Origin of the sequence: Rhizobium sp. MHM7A (assembly GCF_005862215.1) — a bacterium.
GTDB lineage: Bacteria > Pseudomonadota > Alphaproteobacteria > Rhizobiales > Rhizobiaceae > Rhizobium > Rhizobium bangladeshense.
Window position 1 is genome coordinate 39747 of the sequence record NZ_VCHT01000022.1, and the last position, 17349, is coordinate 57095.

Genomic DNA, 17349 nt, shown 5'->3' on the forward strand with positions numbered 1-17349 from the left:
TAGCTAAAGCCAGTCCATTCAGTCCAACTCTTGACTCCGGTATCGGGTGGAGCGTTCATGGCCGTTGCAAAAGGGAGATGGGCGGCGGCGGGCGAGATAACGACGTCCACGCCGTTTAAAGCCACATCCAATGATGATCGAACAAGTCCAAGACGTCATCGATTGGAAGTGTAAATGGGATGATGGATGCGCCCTGATCTGCTAGCGTTTCCATCGCTGACGACACAGCGATATCGATTTCAGCATTAAGCGCTCCGACTGGAGGCTGTCTCCAGAAACCTATTTTCATCGAGCGAAAACTAACCTCTAACATCGCCCTCTTACCGGCACGAGCGCCGGCAAGGTCCCCTCCTGCCCGCCCCTCACGGCATAGCCGCTGGGACGGGTTAATTGGTTTCTCTGCGTTCCGCGTCCAGCCAGTTTTCGAGCTTCAGTCCGGGATACGCCAGGAAGTCCCGCGTGTTGTTGGTCACCAATACCGTGTCCAGAGCGATCGCATGCGATGCGATCAGTTTGTCGAGATGATCTTTCTTCCGGTCTCTCGTCGCCATTCGAACCGGACCGTAGGCACGCGCTGCTGCGATCCCAAACGGCTCTACCGTGATTAGCTCGGCCAGGGCGGTGAGATTATCAAGTTCTCGTTCCGGATCATCGGATGCGGAAACACCGTACTCGAGTTCCGCGAAGGTGATGGCGGACATCACCACGTCCCCCACATAGCAACTGGCAAAGCGGCGAGCGACCTGCTCCGGCTGGTTTTTCATCAGGTAGATACACATGTTCGTGTCGAGCATGTAGCGCGCCATCAGATCTTGTCCCGCTCGTCTTGCTCATGGGACTCTCTTCCGTCACGCATGAAATCCGGAGAGAAGCGGGCGAATACATCCAGAACGCCGGCCAGGGAGCGATGCACAGGACGGATGCGAAGCTCGTCGCCGATGCGCTCGATCTCCAACTCAACATCGGTTCGCTCAAACGCCAGTTCCGCCGGTATGCGAACCGCTTGGGAATTTCCATTCTTGAAAGCTTTAGTGGTGTGCATGTCATTAACCTTGTGTGTACGTGGATGTACTATATCCTAGGCTTTCCAAATAGTACATCCCCAGTGTGTACGTAAATGTTTGGCGCTTGCGGCGACGGGGCGCATCTCGCAACAGGGTGAGGTCGCTCGTGCCGAATCGTGTGCTGGTCCACCCGCCAACGGGTATTGGCCAGCGGGGCATCAAGGCGCCCATCCTTCGGCGGCTCGGGTCGCGCGAGCCCCCGTTTCTTCTGAGCGCGGCCGCGAGGAAGGCCCTGATCCTAGTATCTGGCGGGGGTAGCGGGTCGCCGAAGCGTCGATGCGACGTCAATCTTCGTCAACCCCGCGGTTTTGGCCGCCCTACTCTTGCATCCCGCGATCGGAGGGGTGAGCACTTTTGCCGATGTTCATAGCCACCCCTGTCAACTTCATCGAAATGAAATCAGAAATTTGTCCACCGAACTTGATAGGCTTGCCGTTTATCGTGACGTCGCTGACCAAATAGCCCCGATCGGCGGGTACTTCAAAAACAGCGCGGACAGCCTTTTCAGCTGTTCCACGCGTAATTTTCCAGAAGAGGGCCGGTTGCGTCCCATCGGGGCTTGCCCAACCGGCCGTGTTCAAACCTGCGAAATAGATACCAACCGGATTGGCGAGTGAAATGTTTGCGTCAGTCCGCGCCAATAAATTGACGCCGCCCCCGATGGTCGGGTCACTATGCCTTTCCGCTTGCCCATAAGCGCCGCATCGAATGAGGTCCTGGTCGTTCGTCAACAACACGCCTTTGGGCGCACGCGTATTGCTCGCCCCGGCGGCGAGTTCAATCTCTGCGCCAAGAGTGTTGTTCTGTTGGATCAGGTGCATGGCACCCTTAGACGTCCCGCTGTTCCACTTGTTTCTCGGATTATAAGTTCCGGCCGAGGTCAAAAGATCATTCGGCTGAACCGCAGGGTCTATGTGGCCACGGTAAAGGTCCAAAACTTTAGCTGGATCGGTTGCCGCGAGAAATTGCCAGTATTCGGGCCCCTCGCAGGTAAATGTCACGCGCGAAATACGCCCGTCGGCCAAGCGGGTTACACTCCACTCGCAATATTCGTCCTGCACGTCCCTGCTTCCGTCAGCGGTCTTCCAACGCTCTTCGTCGGTGGCCGCATCGATTGCCACCAGGCGGGGAAACGCGGTCCAGCTTATATCTTTTTCGACAGCATCTGCCGCCAACGGCGTCTTAGCGACGTTGAAGAAGCGTGGGCGCGGGGCGTCAAAATCGTACGTCCGGCTGTCCGGCCTTCGCATCGTCAAGCTGTTGCGACATCCAGTCACTCCAAGCCTCTTGTTGCTGCTGGTTGAAGTCCTGCAAGAATCCAGGTGGGTCAAGACTTGGCATCACGCTTCCTCCGGGTCGGGTAAAACATGGGCGTCGACATCCATGCGTAGAAAATCAGTGATCTCAAGAGTGCTGGCGATCGGCAATGTCAGACCGAACTCCGACAAGGGGCGCTTACGGAACTGCCGACGTCTGGATTCGGCCAGCCGAAAAATTTCGTCAAAGCCATCTGCCGTACCCAACTTCTCGGTGAGCTTCGTCCAATGGGTCTCGATCATCGTTGCGAACGACTGTTCCCAGCCGCTTGGATCGACGTCCCATAGGGAGAGGAACTCTGCCCCCATTTCGCCTCCGGGATCGCGAACGGCCTGAACGAAAAGCGCCTCGCCGCTGCCGTCCAGCTTCATTTGGGTGGGGAAAAACCGCAGCAGATATTCTCGTTTTCGGGAAAAGATCGGGTTCTGGAAATCGACCATAAGCAAACAGGCTGCCAGGCGACGGGACAGAACACCTCTTCCCAGCAGGCCGGCTAGAATAACCCGGTCCTCCAGAGACGGCTCCGGAACGGCGAAGGCGAAATCGACATCCCCTTGAACCACGACGCCCCCGTCCTGCCGTTGGACGGCGTATCGACTGAGGCAATTCGTATAGAACGCGCCCGGAACTTTCAGACGCTGGATGTTCGCAGGTATGTTCAGTTCATCAAGCAGGCACTCTGTGTTCAAGAAGAACGTCGTGGGCAAGCGAAGCAGCTCATCTGGCGCCAGTGATGCCGACTGTTGAGGAGAGGATGTAAGATTGACCGTCGTCGTCGTGACAACTTGTCGTAGGAAGCTCTGGGCATTGGAAAGGATGCCATTTTGAGCCTCACGATCGAATCTCGATTTCGTCCAACGGGAGGTGCCAGAGCGCACGATAAGTTCGAGATCCTCAGCACCCTTGACCTGCGAACTGTGGTAGAGAGTGTCTGATCGCAACGGATCGTCAGGAGCAAAGATCTCGTCTTGAATCGGCGACGCCTGAGAGTGCCAGTGTAGCCATGGCACTTTCAGCTCTTTCATGACCGGTCCGCCGTTACATGGCTGTCGAACGGACCGCGCCCCCGGGTTGGCGCTTGTAGCGAATGCCACGAGTTCCCAGCCCAAGACCAGGTTCCACTACGCCGCTCGTAAAAATTATAAGCGCCTGCGACCGGATCCTAGGCAAAAACCTGTAAAAAGATGCCGCTGGAATTGAAAGGAGGCGCCGTCGATACGAATATCTCGGCATCTTGTTCGCGGTGCCGTGTCACAACCAGCCTCAAATGGCAGATCTAGATCTGCAGTGGAAGGATCCCAGGCAATTTGCCCGCCGTCTGCGACCCGATAGATCCGCTGATCTGGGAGCGCATCTGGGCCGACAACAGCATCAAGGACAGCCAGCAATTCAAGCAGGGTCTCCGGCCGGTGCCCGGGAGCAAGGACCAGCTTCGCAAAAGCGTCATTGACTGGTGAAGCTTCTGCCCTTGGATCGAGCACCGACGCCTTACGGTCGATCCCTAGGATAAAGCGCGCCGCGGCGCCGGTCGGTGTATCCTTTAGGGGATCGGCGAGCCCGTCACGAGACAGCCCGGAGGCATTCCGGTGGTAAGGAAAATTACGAGTGGGAAATCTTGAGGCGCCTTCAAACTTCATGTTTGTCACCACTGCGTTTTGGTGGTTGGCCGCTGAATTCTTTTACTGCTTTGTCTCATTAGGGTTCGGCTCTGGCCTTTCGAGAGCAACCCCCGATTTAGCTTACCGGGGGCGGGCCACGCTCACCTACGAACCCAAGCTCATGGCAGCCTATGTCCGGCCCTCCCGCAAAGGATCGCTTCCACATTCGCCGGAGCTGTTGCACCGTCCGAACCAGCGGTCCCCTTATTCGCCAGAACACGATATTGGATCATGTTCTTGCCTGAGATGACCTTTCCTTGAATCGTCGAGATCTTCAGTTCACCGGCCACTGAATAGTCGTTGCCGGTATTGATGCTTTGAGCGATACGATCCGCCATATCTGCGATCGTCGAAACAAGTGTTTTAATGTTATCCTCTGACAGGCCTACGTTCTTTAGAAGGTGGCGTATTTTATCATAACCTGCCTCAACGCCGCCGAAAAGATATCGGAAGAAATTCAGGTTCCCCTTTCCATGGACGCTTTCATAATGTTGGACCTCTTCACGAGCTGATGCCGAAAGAAGGGATTTTGAACAGCGCGTCAATATCCTGAGCTTCTTGGCTCGTCAGTGCTGGGACCTTAATTTCTGCGTCCACCCAGCCCTCTGAATGCGCTGGATCGTATAGTCGATGCCCGAATTTATTCCGTCGCCATGAGCATCGACCGATAATGAATCTTCCGCTTACGGGCCTTGAGCGCCATCAGGAGCTAACACCCCATGCAAAAGCGAAAATTGTATTTTCTGAACTGCCATTGATTTTAACCCTTCAGGAGGAATCTTCGTGGATTTAGACTTTTGGTTCGCCAAAAAAAATGTGGCTGCGGTAGTGGTGATCTACGTCATGGTAGTGCCGATAGCCACCGATCACATGGGCGTCGTCCTTCCAAATGCCCTGGCCTCGGCTGAGCTCCTTCGCCAGGGTATTAGCCTTTGATTTGGTCGTATATACGTCCTTGCCGTCCTTCAGCCGCTGTATTGCTTGCGCCTTATCGATCCCATGAAGACGATAGATCTTTACGCTTTTATTTACGCCTTTAGATATTATCTGCGCTGGGTAGTAATCCATGCCCGTACAACTCCTTTCTGACGACGTTTAATGGCTTTAGTGCTGCCATGGTTTGTGAATCGTCTGTCCGCAATACAGGAGCCAAGCCACGTTCGGCGAGCGCGATACATCAGGAGTATAGTGTGCCAACTACCGGCAGGCTGTCGCCGTCATTTGTATTGAGGTGTACTTTGGGGGCCAAAAATCGCAGTTGCTTGTGATATTGCCCTTGTTGGATTGTTGCATCCATAACGATTGCAAAGAGACTACCGGTCACGTCATAATCGAAGTCGCGGTTATATATAGTGCCCTTGTAGTTGAACGTTGACTCGTTCTGAGCGATCTCCATCATGCCGTTAACGATTTTCCGCTGGTCCTCCGCACTCAGGCCCCAACCGTCCAACGTGTGTTTGACATCACTATAACTTGCTGACACGCCGCCCGACCAAAAAGCGAAGAATCCTAAGCCTCCGCTAACGTTCGTCGATTCTGTTTCCTCAAATTTATGAGAATGCGAAGCGTCAAGCATTCCTTTTATCATGTTGTTCAATGCAATCACGTCTGATGGAGTAACACACTGAAGTTTAATATTTAGGGCGACATCAATTTGCCCATGTGCAGGCACTGTATACATCACGCCTATGAGCTGTCCGCGACCGTAGGAGGTAATTGATACTCCGTTCTCAACGGCCGGATCGGATCTAAATACAGAAATATGGTGCAGTACTGTCTCTATTCTTCCGACATTCGTGATTGGTTCAAATGTTAAGATGCGTGCTTTTCTAAGTCTGCCGTTCATTACATCCTCCAAAAGTTGATCCATCGCTCCAAGAAGCCAGTCTTTTGAGACCTTCTCAATTGCAAGGCGGACAAATTTGCGTAGAATCAGGCAGCCGGCCTCCATGTCTTGCAATTTGTCAACTGTCTGCATAACTGGAGTAGGTTGAGGCTGTCCGGCATAACACTGATGCCATCTTCTAGTAACGAACGTGCCGTCTCCCAATCCTTCGCGTCTATCGCCGTCCAGATGCGATCGATCAGGGATTGTTCAGCGGAGTCCATTGAGGGAGCTGTTTCACCTACCTTTAGGTTGGGCATGCTTGGCGTTCCTTCATGTGTTCGAAGCAATGCGGTTATCCCGCAATGCGGATGCGGAGGCCGTTCCGCTGCCTCGCAATAGCTCTCAAGATTCGTGCCAGGCAGGCCGATTGAGATGACGAACAATAATTCGCTGCGATTCCAGTGATGTGGCGCGAAAATACGCGATTGAGAACAAGGGCGCCTGTCACGTAACCGACAAAGGTAGCGACAAAGGTAGCGACAATGCCGCAACGTCATGACGTACCCCAATTGAATAGGCCAATTGGAATTTGCCAGTTACGATCCCTGACGGTACTGGTAACCCTCCCGTAACCGCCCGATTGCTACCGCCGAGATTTTGCTTTGATGCGAGCGACGAGCAGCTCGTCGTCAACAAAGCTGTCGAGGAAGTCGTTCCATTCTTGGGGTGAGCGACGGGCATCTTTGAGCGTCTGCTCCAATTCGTCCATGCCGTCGTCTGTCAGTGCGGTCACCGATTCGTCGTCTCCGGTGTACACGGAGATGATGCTGCCGTAGCTCAGATTATCATCGTTGGAGACAATTGCCTGAAGAAGCTCCGGGTCCTCTTCGAGGATTTCGGCAACAAATTTGATCGTACGGACGTAGGTGACTGTCGCCATCAGGCTGCCTTCGCGTCGATTGTGGTGATCGCCGACCAGTTCCACGGAAGCAATTCGTCTAACCGATTGATCTTGTGATCGTGGATGCGATCGAGCACGTCTGCCAGATAGGCCTGCGGATCAAGACCATTCATCTTTGCCGTCTCGATGATCGTCATGGCGCGTGCCAAGGTCTCCGCTCCCGTATCGGCTCCCGCGAAGAGCCAGTTCCGTCTTCCCACGCCTATCGGACGCAGTGCCCGCTCGGCGGAATTGTTGTCGATCGCGACGCGGCCGTCGTCGAGGAACAGACAGAGTGAAGACCATCGGCTCAATCCGTAGCGGAAAGCTGTCGCCAGATCGCTTTTGCCCGGAATGCGCGTTAGTTGAGCTTCAGCCCAGTGGCGGAATGTATCGACCTTAGGCTTGCTCTGGGTCTGACGCGCGGCAAGCCGGATCTCAGGAGGCTGCCCATTGATGCCACGCTCGATGTCATAAAGCGCTCCGATGCGATCGAGAGCCTCTCGCGCGATCTCGGACTTGTTTGATGTCCAGATATCGTGGAAGTCTCGTCGCCAATGAGCCCAGCAGGCGGCTTCCTTGAAGCGAGATTCTCCCTTTTCTCCAGGCGCGTATAGCTTGCCATATCCTTTGTAGCCGTCAGCCTGAAGGATGCCGCTTGATTGCTTGAGGTGGCGGTGGACGTGCTCTTCTTTCCAGTCAGGAGCAAAATAGTAGACTGCACCGGGCGGGGAACTGCCTGCCCATGGACGCTGATCGCGGACATACGTCCAGATCCTGCCCTTCTTCACACCCTTGCCCAACCCCTTGTCTCGCAGCGAGCGATCCAGCACCCTGATCGGGGTGTCGTCCGCATGAAGCAGGTCACTTGCCATGACCGCCGTTTCGATCCGCTCGATGAGAGGCCGAAGCACCTGCATGGCGCGACCACACCAATCAACCATCGTGCTGTCGGGAATGTCGGCGCCCATGCGGGCGAAGATCTCGTTCAGACGGTACAGTGGCAAATGGTCGTCGAACTTCGAGACCAGAATGTACGCCAAGAGGCCAGCGCCGGCCATGCTGCCCGGTATCGGGCGGCTGGGTGCTGCCACCTGCACCATTTTCTCGCAGCAGCGGCAGGACTTCTTCAGTCGAGAAACTTCGATGACTTTCATCTGCGCGGCGATCATGTCGAGGATTTCGCTGACGTCCTCACCGACAAGACGCAATTCACCTCCGCATTCCGGGCAGCAGGAGCCAGGATCGAGCTCTCGGCGCTCGCGAACCGCCTTGTCCGAGACGCGTGGGCGCCGGCGCATGATCTTTTCAGATGTATCCGCCAAGGGAACAACAGACGCCGCCTCATCAGGTTCATCGATTGGCGCCGTACTGCCTTCAGCGGCGGCGATCAACAGATCCTCAAGCGCTAGTTCCAACTGCTCGATTTCACGCTCAATCTTTTCGGAGGACTTGCCGAAGACCTGTTTCTTCAGCTTGGCAATGCGCAGCCGCAGCGTTTGGATTAACTGATCATGCGCTTGCAATGTGGCCGACATCTTCGCGTTTTCCGCCTGCAAAGCGGCAATCATTGCCTTGAGAAAGGCTGGATCGTCCGGAAGATTTGTCGTCGTGCTAGACATGATCCTGACTACCACGAGCCAGGATAAATTTCCATAAAAACCAGTGGTTTCAGTGGGATAAAATCACCCGACACGGCCGGTGGCGCACCCCAATCAGGACGACGCCAATCGATCCCTTCCCACAACATCGCCAGTTGGGCCGACGTCAGCCGGGCAGTCCCGTCGGATGCCGAAGGCCAAGGAAACCGCCCCTTCTGCAAGATCTTGTAATACAGGCAGAAGCCCTGGCCATCAAAATACAGCAGCTTCAAACGATCGCCACGGTTGCCGCGAAAGGCGAAGACCGCGCCGCCAGTCGGCTTCTGACGCAAAACATCCTGCGCAAGCGCGGCAAGGCCTTCTACTCCCTTGCGCATATCCGTGATCCCGCACGCAAGATACACCCGAACGCCGGTCCCAGGCCCAATCATGCTGCTTCCACTGCCCGGATAATCTGCGTCAGGACATCGGGAGCCATAGAACTCTCGAAACGAAGCGTGCGGCCGCAGATCAATCGTAGCTCAATCATCCCGGAGCAGCTCTCCCTCAATTCAGGGGCATCGTTCTGCACGGCATTCAGATCGACGGGAATGAACAATGCATTCGAAGACACCGGGAGCAGCCCCTTCTTCTTGAGCTCGCTACGCCAGGCGTATATCTGCTGCCGCGTTACATCATGACGATGAGCAATCTCTGTGATCGTGGCTCCAGAAACCCCAACCGACATGACAATTGCAAGCTTGTCTTCTTCGCGCCACCGCCGTCGACGTTCCTGCCCAAGAATTTCAACGCGCATCGCAATCCTCGCCTAAGACACGTCGCTAACGACGTCGTTAAACACGTGTCTTAGGCCATCAGGGCGCTAGGCGGCAGGCGGTTCCAATCGGGCGGTTACACCCTCCCCGCCATTAAGGGGCTTCAAAAGTGGAATTTTCTCCGGCTTTATGATCGAGGAGATTTCGATGAGACGAGCAGATTTAGCGAACCACAAATCCTTGCCATTCTTCGCCAGGCGGAAGGCGGTGTCCCTGTACCCGAGCTTTGCCGGGAACATGGCATGAGCACGGCGTCATTTTACAAATGGCGATGGCGTTGGTGCACGGATGTGGAACTGAAGGGATGGGGATCTTTGAAACGGCTGATTATGGCTTGGCTGCCTTGCGGCGGACGGCTTTCGGGCGTGCGAAAGCAAGCATGCGGTTGAGGACGGCGCAGCCGATGGCGACTTCGGTCTGCTGACCAGGCAGCGACCTGGCCCGCAGACGCCGCCCGATGACGGACTTGTATCGCCCGATTGCCGTCTCAACCAGCGAGCGTTAGCCGTAGCCGTTAGAGACCTGCCATTTCATCCGGCCGTCACTGTTGATTGCGGCGATATGCCGGTTCCGTTGGCCGAGAGGTCTATCGTCGCTTGGCTCGACCGCGTTGGCGCGAGGCGGAATGACGATAGCCGCCGCCGCGCTATGATCGATGACTGCCTCGTATGTAGGTTTTCCATCATAGGCACCGTCGGCTGTGAACTGTCCGATCGGACCGCCAATCTGGTCCAGGAGTGGCGCAACTTGAGAGACATCGCCAGCATCCTGACAGTCCCTCCGAAACCTCTTCGTCCCATCCCAGACCAACCGCTCCGCAGCACAAATTCGAACCCATCGACGCCAGGCAATGGCCGCGTGGGAAGCCGTGAGTGCACGGCCTGCCTGAAAAGCGCAGGCTCGGCCTCACGTGGCCACATTCAAACAACGTGACACCGCCCATCCGGGAGCCGGCGGCGCAATCATCTCGAAACAAAGGACGACCTCATCGGAAACGGCAACAAACTGAGCAATAGTACTTATTTACGACATCACAAATATAGCTAGTCTAGCGGCGTCTTGTCCCGCCAAATTTCAATCAATTGTGGAGTCAGCCGATGACAGCAGCGTTTTGGAGTCAGCCGACGACAGTTGCGGATTTGACCAGTACAGGCGTGGCCATCGGCGCTCTTGCGCGTGTGGTTACTCTGACACCTGCCTTCGCGCAGACCGACTTGGTTGCGTTGTCGCGCTATTTTCCTGATGCGGCTTTGCGGGAATGATGGAGGATCAAAGTGCTTTTCCCACTCGAATCAGCGCTGAAGGCGGATTCCAAGTCTGTCGCAGCGTCTGGCGACTACGATATCGTCGTCGTTGGTTCCGGCATTTCCGGAGCTATAATTGCCAAGCAGGCTGCAGAAGCTGGCAAGCGTGTCCTTGTGCTTGAAGCCGGAACCGGTGCCAATAGCTCTTTGGCAGGCTATAACGATCTGCTGACGACCTTCTATTCGGCAGCCACCAAGGATAACCAGTCGCCCTTTCCGCTGAATGCGAACGCGGCCATGCCCCGCAGCACGCAGCTTCGCAAGCTGCAGGCGGGGGAAACCGATAGCTCGACCTATATCGTTCAATCCGGACCTTATGCGGCAATATGCGGCCCATCCTGTCGTTCACGGTTCCGGAATATACCATGAAGGGTGCCGCCTATGGCCGCCAGTTTGCGCGCACCGTCTTTACGCGTCTGGGCGCGCAGGATCATACCCATTACGACCCTAGCGATTTCGGCTGTGTGGCCTATGAGGCAAGGCTATGCGATCCGCGGCGGCAATCATCTGGCCGGCACCCACATCATGGGAACGACGAAGACCAATTCCGTCGTGGACAAGAACCAGCGCAGCTGGGACCACGAAAACCTCTATCTGGTGGGCGGCGGCAGCATGCCGACGATCGGCACGGCCAATGTCACCTTGACGCTGGCCGCCATGTGCTTCCGAAGCGGCCGCGACATTCTGAAGTCTCTGCACTGAACAAAGACCAATATCCGATACGCGGAACGAACTGCGGGACTCGACGCAAGCGACACGAAGCCGGACTGTGCACCTAACTATATTCCAGGGAGCTTGAGGATGGATCCTTATGGCATTAAGACGCTCGATGAGCTGAAAGAGTTTCTCCACCGTGCGATGCAGCTCGAACATGCGACGATTCCGCCGTATCTGACTGCACTTTACTCGATTAAGCCCGGTGTAAACCGGGATGCGGCGCAAGTTCTTCGCGTGATCGTCGTGGAAGAAATGCTGGATTTGACCATTGCGGCCAATATCCTCAATGCCATCGGTGGCACGCCGGATCTTACTAGGCCAGATTTCGCGGTTAACTATCCCGCCTCGCTCCCTGACGGCGAGACCGACTTTAAGGTCAGCATACAGGCTTTCAGCCGTGAAGCGCTGGCGACATTCTTGAAAATCGAGCGGCCGGCCCGGCGCCCCGAACATCTCGCTGGCAAGGGCCTGATACAACGCAAGAACTCCCCGCATATCACAGCGCTTGGCAGTGATCCGAGGCACGAAGATCTCCATTTTTACAGTATTGGCGAGTTCTATTCGGCAATCGCAGACGGCATCAAATACTTAGAAGCCGAAGCGCGCCGGGCGGGCACAACGATTTTTATCGGCGACAAGTTTCGCCAGATTACCTCGGAATATTATTATTCGGGCGGCGGTGAGTTGTTTCCCGTGACCGATCTGAAAAGCGCCCTCGAAGCCATAGAGCTCATCATGGAACAGGGCGAAGGTGACGGTGGTGGTATCTACGACGATGACGAGCACGAACTGGCCCATTACTATCGTTTCGATGAACTGGTCAAAGGCCGCTATTACCGGAAAGGTGATCAGCCCGACCACCCCACGGGTCCGCATTTGCAGGTCGACTGGGAAGGCGCTTATGCCATCAAACCGAACCTCAAGGTGGCGGAAATATCCAAAGGCTCGGAATTGCGTGAGGCGGCGACCGACTTCAATACATGTTATGGCGAGTTTCTGGAGCTTTTGACGCGTGCCTATAATGGCCAGCCGAGCTTGCTGCTGGAAGCCGTTCCGATCATGTTCGAATTCCGCAATATAATCGTTGAACTGATCCGCAATCCCCTGCCGGGCCATCCCGGTAAGTACAGCAGCCCCACCTACGAGATTCCCCACAGTGCCAAACAGGCAGCTGTCACCGGGCAGGCGGAGGTGATCGCATGAGTAGCCGTTTCGATGCATTTCTCGACCTTTCTGTCGAATTGACGGCCTTTTCCCGCTTCGATCTTTTGGGAGGGGGCCTGGCGGAACTCTCGACACGCTCGACACGGTGGTCGGGAGCGAGGTCGCCGACACGCTGCTCACCGCCCTTCGTCACCTTGCCCCATCCGTTCAGTTCCACATCCGTGCACCAACGCCAGAAAACATAAGACATAAAATCACTGTTCCTCTTCGCATTCAGATGGGAGATCGCACGACAGCCGAGCCGTACTAAACCGCGCGGGCCGCGGGCCGTTCAATCCACGGGGACCGGCAATTTTAACAATGATTGCCGGTCGATCTTGCCTGTTCCGGTCTTCGGCAGTTCGGCGACATACTGAATTATGCGTGGGTATTTGTGGGGCATCAAAGTCGATTTCACGTAGTCGCGCAGGATGCGGGTTTGCACATCGCCGTGCACTGCGCCATCGCGCAATTTCACCGCGGCCCGCAATGTCATACGGCGATCCTCCAATTTCATGTGCGAGGATGGCGCACTCATGCACGTAGGGATGTTCGTTGAGGCAGCGTTCAACCTCCATCGGCCAGACCCATTGCCCGGAGACTTTGATCAAATCGTCGGTGCGACCCAGAAAGTAATAATAACCATCCAGTCTCCACGCATCGTCTCGCTCGTCTTGTCGGCGCGGTTCCAATAGCAAGGCGCGGAAGAATGACCGCGGATGAGCATTGCGCCCTCCTCGCCCGGTTCTACCGGCTCACCATCTGGCGTGACGAGCCTGATTTCGTAGCCCGGAACGCGCGCGCCGGCGGCACCGATACGGTGATCGTCGAGTTGATTGGAAAGATAGATGTGTAAAAGCTCGGTCGAACCCAGCCCTTCGGTCGGACCGTGCCCGGTAAGATGTTTCCAGGCATTGTAGACGTCTTCCGGGAGGATTTCGGCCGCCGACATCGATTGCCGCAGCGACGAGAGATCCGTTGTCTTGGCTGAATTTGCGCGAACTAGAGCAGTGTAGAGGGTCGGCAACCCAAAAAGTACGGTTGGTTTGAACGTTTCGACCATGTCCAGCACGGCCTCAGGCGCGGGGAACTGGCCTTCCGCACAGTGCCAGTTTGATCCCTTGTTGCTGGTCCAGTCTCCCACTCTGCATCCGAGTGGCTGTCATGCAGCACCGCCTCTCGCATTTTCCTCGGTTTTGGCGATGCCGAATGCAACTGTCAGAATTGCCCTTTCACTGTGTCGACCGCTGCCAGAAGGAGATGAACCCCCTTCTCGATCTGCTGTGGGGTCAGGGCTGAATACCCCATTACAAGCCCGAGCTTGTCTGCCGTCGCCTCATCTGGTTGTGGCTCATAAAGGGCTGAGATGCCATGAACTCCAATGCCGGCGCGTTGTGCGGTTTCCTGCAAAGCCGTCTCGGACGACTTCGGCAATTCGTTGAACCAGACCACAACATGCAATCCGGCATCAGCGCCTTCCACCGTGACCCGCTCGCCGAATGCGCACTGCAGTGCTTTCAACAACGTCTCACGGCGGTCTCTGTTCAGCCGCCGTACGCGGCGCACATGGCCTTCATAACCGCCGCGTTCGATGAAAGCCGCCAAGGCTTCCTGCTCGGTCACCGGCGAATGTCTGTCGAACAGTTGCTTGGCGGTTGCGAACACGTCCTGCAGTTTCGGCGGCACAACGAGATATCCGATGCGCATCATCGGCGACAGCGTTTTGGAAATCGTACCGAGATAGATGACGTTGCTTCCAGCCTCCAGACTATGAACAGGAGGCACCGGACTGATGTCATAGCGGTATTCGCTGTCGTAATCGTCCTCAATCACGTAGGCGTTGTTTTCCCGCGCCCATTCGAGAAGTTGATGACGGCGAGAAATCGGCATCACGCCGCCAAGCGGAAACTGGTGGGAAGGGGTGACATAGGCCAGATGAGCCCGTACTCCCTCCAAGAGCTCGGTCTTCAGACCCTCGCCGTCGACGGCGAGGGGGACCGGAGAGGCGCCGGTGCTGGCGAAGATCTGACGAGCCATTCGATAGCTAGGGTTTTCGATGACGAACTCGCTGCCAGGGTCGAGCAGAAGCCGTGCGCAAAGGTCTAAGCCTTGCTGGGATCCGTTCACGATGATGATTTGCTCCAGATCGCACTGCAATGTTCTGGCGCGCCAAAGATATCCTCGCAGGGCTTGCCGTAAACGCCGCGATCCTCGCGGGTCATCATAGGCAAGTCGGCTCGGTCGCTGAGCGATGACCGCATTGACAGCTTTCTTCCAGGCAAGCGCCGGAAAATCGGATGGAGCGAGGTCTCCGTAACGGAAATCAATCATAAGTGAGTTGGGCAAACAATCGAGCCATGGCGGTGTCGCCCGAAGTCTTTCGCCATAGGCCGACAGGCGCTGAGCACCCTGCTGCTTGAGCCTGGCATCGCTCGGACGCTGTCCGAATGGAAACGCTGCAACCCGCGCGCGGGCACCTTGGCGCTGCTCCACGAAGCCCTCCCCCGCAAGCTGCTCATAGGCGACTGTCACCGTCGTTCGCGACACACCAAGTTCATTCGCCAGATTTCGCGATGATGGCAACTGACCGCCAGCTTCATAAACGTGGCTCAGGATCTGATCCTTGAGCGCCTCGTAGATCTGGCGTGCTCCCATTTTCGCGTGCTTGGCTATTGCCTGGCTTTCCAACTGGACCATTTTCTTTCCGCAGAACTGGATGTTTCGAGCGGACCAGTATGCTGCCACTGTGGTAGGAAGCAAAGAGGATACCGAACCAATGACGGCCAGCAGCGAACAAGACAATGTCCAGGACCACTCCGATCCGTCGCATGGCGCGCGTCTCGGATTTGATACCCGCGCAATCCATCACGCGTTCGATCCTGCTGACTTCTCAAGAGCAGTGCAGCCACCTGTCTTTCTGAAATCGACCTATGGCTTTGAGAGCGTTGCGGCAAATGATGCCGCCGCAGCGCTCGGGGGCAGGCTGTATGCCCGCGAATATAACCCGACCACAGAGATCCTCGAGAAGAGGCTCGCCAACCTGGAAGGGGCCGAGGCAGGGCTTGTGGTATCGACCGGAATGGCCGCGTTCGGCACCCTGGTCCTATCTTTGCTGTCGCAGGGAGATGAGCTTGTCGTGCACAAGACGCTCTATTCGAATACGGTTGCGATGGTCGAGCAGTGTCTGCCTCGCTTCGGGATCAGGGTAGTCCCGGTTGACCTATCGAATCCGAACAATCTCGACGCGGCGATCACAGATAAAACCCGTTTGGTCTATTTCGAGACGCCGGTAAATCCGCTAAGCGCCATCCCCGATATCTCCGCCATCGCAGCGCGCGCCCATGCGCGGAATGTAAAGGTCGCGGTCGATAGCACTTTCGCTTCGCCGTCACTGCAGCGCCCGATCGAGCACGGCGCAGACATTGTGCTGCATTCGCTGACGAAATACATCAACGGGCACGGCGATACCCTGGGCGGAGCGCTGCTTGGAGACGCTGAAACACTCCATACGCTGCACGAAACCGGCCTGCGCTACATCACAGGGGCGACATTGTCGCCGCACTCTGCATTCCTGATCCTGCGCGGCCTGAAGACGCTGTCTCTGCGGATGGAGCGACACAGTGCTTCGGCACTGATAATCGCGCACATGCTTGAGGCGCATCCCGCCGTTGCCTGGGTGAGCTATCCCTTCCTGGACTCCCATCCCGATCATACGATCGCCCACAAGCAAATGACGCAGGGGGCCGGCATGCTTGCTTTCGGCCTTCATGCGGGCTTCGACGGTGCACGGACGATGCTGGACCGGCTTCAACTGCTGACGCGCGCCGTGAGCCTGGGGGACACGGACAGTCTCATCTATCATCCGGCCAGCATAACCCGGGCGCGCCAGGCGCTCCGGAAAGATGCTCATCTGATCGAAGGAGTTGGGGAAGACCTCGTCCGTCTCTCGGTCGGGCTTGAAGATGTCAGCGACCTCGTCGCCGATCTGCGTCAGGCTCTGCAAGATTTATGACGTGGCAGGGCTCAATCGATAACCAACGTCTCGGCAAATGAGACGAACCCCGGAGTATAAAATGAAATTTTTGAGCGGCCTGTCCGCGTTCCCTATCACGCCCATGGATCGCGACGGCCAGATCGATGCGGAAGCGGCATCGTCAACTTAACGGAATGTGGAATTCGATGTGCGATGAAGGTTGATGACAGACCGTGATCCACTCTATCGTCGACATTGCTTTCCCGCTGAAGTTATTGCCCACGCCGTGTGGCTCTATTTCCGTTTCCCTCTGAGCCTGCGAATGGTCGAGGACTTGCTGGCTGCCCGTGGGATCATTGTCTCGCACCAGACCGTCCGGCTGTGGGCGGAGAAATTCCGCCACACCTTTGCCAACGAGATCCGTCGTCGATCATCCGGTCGGCTTGGGGACAAGTGGCATCTCGATGAAGCCGTTGTTTCAATTCCGCGGCAAGAAGCATTGGCTGTGGCGCGCAGTTGATCAGGACGGTTTCGTCCTGGAGGTTCTCGTACAAAGCCGCCGAAATGCAAAGGCCGCCAAGCGCCTGATGCGCAAGCTCTTGAAGGGTCAGGGACGGTCGCCGCGTGCGATGATCACCGACAAGCTGCAGTCCTACGGCGCAGCAAAGCGAGAGATCATGCCGGGTGTAGAGCATCGCTCCCACAAATGGTTGAATAATCGGGCGGGGAATTCTCACCAACCAGTCCGGCGGCGAGAGCGGATCATGAAGGGCTTCAAGTCACAGCGACATCTACAACGCTTCGTCTCCATCCATGATCCGATCGCCAACCTATTTCAAATCCCGCGCCACGATATCTCCTCCGGCCACCATCGCGAACTGCGCACGGCGGCGATGAGCCTGTGGGCGAAAATTGCCCGAGCATGAGAG

At 56.3% G+C, this 17349-nt stretch carries 16 protein-coding genes and 5 pseudogenes; 6 read left to right on the plus strand and 15 right to left on the minus strand.

All coding sequences use genetic code 11. From position 1 onward, the window contains the following. Positions 1–386: 386 nt before the first annotated feature. The 12 genes from FFR93_RS36850 to FFR93_RS36905 form a co-directional block, all read right to left on the minus strand. Entirely contained in the window at positions 387–806 is a 420-nt protein-coding gene (locus FFR93_RS36850; protein WP_018068333.1) for a type II toxin-antitoxin system VapC family toxin, read from the minus strand. Continuing rightward, complete coding sequence (gene vapB, locus FFR93_RS36855; RefSeq protein WP_018496487.1) at positions 806–1042, minus strand: type II toxin-antitoxin system VapB family antitoxin; 237 nt, start codon at positions 1040–1042, stop codon at positions 806–808. Before vapB ends, FFR93_RS36850 begins: the two co-directional genes overlap by 1 nt. A gap of 339 nt (positions 1043–1381) precedes the next feature. Continuing rightward, positions 1382–2320, minus strand: coding sequence for a hypothetical protein (locus tag FFR93_RS36860; protein WP_138396811.1), 939 nt, complete (start codon positions 2318–2320; stop codon positions 1382–1384). 84 nt (positions 2321–2404) lie between these two features. After that, on the minus strand, positions 2405–3406 hold the full coding sequence (locus FFR93_RS36865) for a hypothetical protein (RefSeq protein WP_077988171.1): 1002 nt from the start codon (positions 3404–3406) through the stop codon (positions 2405–2407). A 114-nt stretch (positions 3407–3520) separates the two neighbouring features. Beyond that, complete coding sequence (locus tag FFR93_RS36870; protein ID WP_138396812.1) at positions 3521–4018, minus strand: hypothetical protein; 498 nt, start codon at positions 4016–4018, stop codon at positions 3521–3523. A 140-nt stretch (positions 4019–4158) separates the two neighbouring features. Continuing rightward, a complete protein-coding gene (locus tag FFR93_RS36875; protein WP_138396813.1) occupies positions 4159–4584 on the minus strand; it encodes a hypothetical protein in 426 nt (141 codons plus the stop codon). 244 nt (positions 4585–4828) lie between these two features. Next, a complete protein-coding gene (locus FFR93_RS36880; RefSeq protein ID WP_018068327.1) occupies positions 4829–5107 on the minus strand; it encodes a hypothetical protein in 279 nt (92 codons plus the stop codon). A 109-nt stretch (positions 5108–5216) separates the two neighbouring features. Continuing rightward, entirely contained in the window at positions 5217–5885 is a 669-nt protein-coding gene (locus FFR93_RS36885) for a hypothetical protein (RefSeq protein WP_131624552.1), read from the minus strand. Between the two features lie 625 nt (positions 5886–6510). Next, positions 6511–6807 carry a hypothetical protein gene (locus tag FFR93_RS36890; protein WP_138396828.1) on the minus strand — a complete coding sequence of 99 codons (297 nt, stop codon included), beginning with the start codon at positions 6805–6807 and terminating at the stop codon, positions 6511–6513. Then, on the minus strand, positions 6807–8429 hold the full coding sequence (locus FFR93_RS36895) for an IS66 family transposase (protein ID WP_138396814.1): 1623 nt from the start codon (positions 8427–8429) through the stop codon (positions 6807–6809). The genes FFR93_RS36890 and FFR93_RS36895 overlap by 1 nt, the downstream gene beginning before the upstream one ends. A gap of 8 nt (positions 8430–8437) precedes the next feature. After that, positions 8438–8839: an IS66 family insertion sequence element accessory protein TnpB gene (gene tnpB, locus FFR93_RS36900; protein ID WP_138396815.1), complete on the minus strand. Its 402-nt coding sequence runs from the start codon at positions 8837–8839 to the stop codon at positions 8438–8440. Continuing rightward, positions 8836–9204: a transposase gene (locus FFR93_RS36905; RefSeq protein WP_138396816.1), complete on the minus strand. Its 369-nt coding sequence runs from the start codon at positions 9202–9204 to the stop codon at positions 8836–8838. Before FFR93_RS36905 ends, tnpB begins: the two co-directional genes overlap by 4 nt. Positions 9205–9399: 195 nt before the next feature. Here FFR93_RS36905 and FFR93_RS41725 point away from each other — a divergent pair. Then, positions 9400–9495, plus strand: a pseudogene (locus FFR93_RS41725) (transposase); the annotation flags it as partial. A gap of 55 nt (positions 9496–9550) precedes the next feature. On the opposite strand, the pseudogene FFR93_RS36915 reads toward FFR93_RS41725, so the two are convergent. Then, positions 9551–9994: pseudogene (locus FFR93_RS36915) on the minus strand (transposase); the annotation flags it as partial. 326 nt (positions 9995–10320) lie between these two features. Between FFR93_RS36915 and FFR93_RS41165 the strand changes: the two are divergent. From FFR93_RS41165 to FFR93_RS36930, 3 genes and pseudogenes are all read left to right on the plus strand, one after another. Then, complete coding sequence (locus FFR93_RS41165; RefSeq protein ID WP_164054955.1) at positions 10321–10485, plus strand: hypothetical protein; 165 nt, start codon at positions 10321–10323, stop codon at positions 10483–10485. A 12-nt stretch (positions 10486–10497) separates the two neighbouring features. Then, positions 10498–11229 (plus strand): annotated as a pseudogene (locus FFR93_RS42105) (GMC oxidoreductase). A 99-nt stretch (positions 11230–11328) separates the two neighbouring features. Then, the gene (locus FFR93_RS36930; protein ID WP_138396818.1) at positions 11329–12447 is read left to right on the plus strand and encodes a ferritin-like protein; all 1119 of its coding nucleotides are present in this window, start codon (positions 11329–11331) and stop codon (positions 12445–12447) included. 292 nt (positions 12448–12739) lie between these two features. Here FFR93_RS36930 and FFR93_RS36935 read toward each other — a convergent pair. Then, positions 12740–13543 (minus strand): annotated as a pseudogene (locus FFR93_RS36935) (AMP-binding protein); the annotation flags it as partial. A 122-nt stretch (positions 13544–13665) separates the two neighbouring features. Then, entirely contained in the window at positions 13666–15144 is a 1479-nt protein-coding gene (locus FFR93_RS36940; RefSeq protein WP_138396819.1) for a PLP-dependent aminotransferase family protein, read from the minus strand. 79 nt (positions 15145–15223) lie between these two features. Here FFR93_RS36940 and FFR93_RS36945 point away from each other — a divergent pair, with 79 nt between their 5' ends. Together FFR93_RS36945 and FFR93_RS36950 are read left to right on the plus strand one after the other, a co-directional pair. Continuing rightward, positions 15224–16459, plus strand: coding sequence for a PLP-dependent aspartate aminotransferase family protein (locus FFR93_RS36945; protein WP_138396820.1), 1236 nt, complete (start codon positions 15224–15226; stop codon positions 16457–16459). A 184-nt stretch (positions 16460–16643) separates the two neighbouring features. Further along, positions 16644–17346 (plus strand): annotated as a pseudogene (locus FFR93_RS36950) (IS6 family transposase). Positions 17347–17349 lie beyond the last annotated feature (3 nt).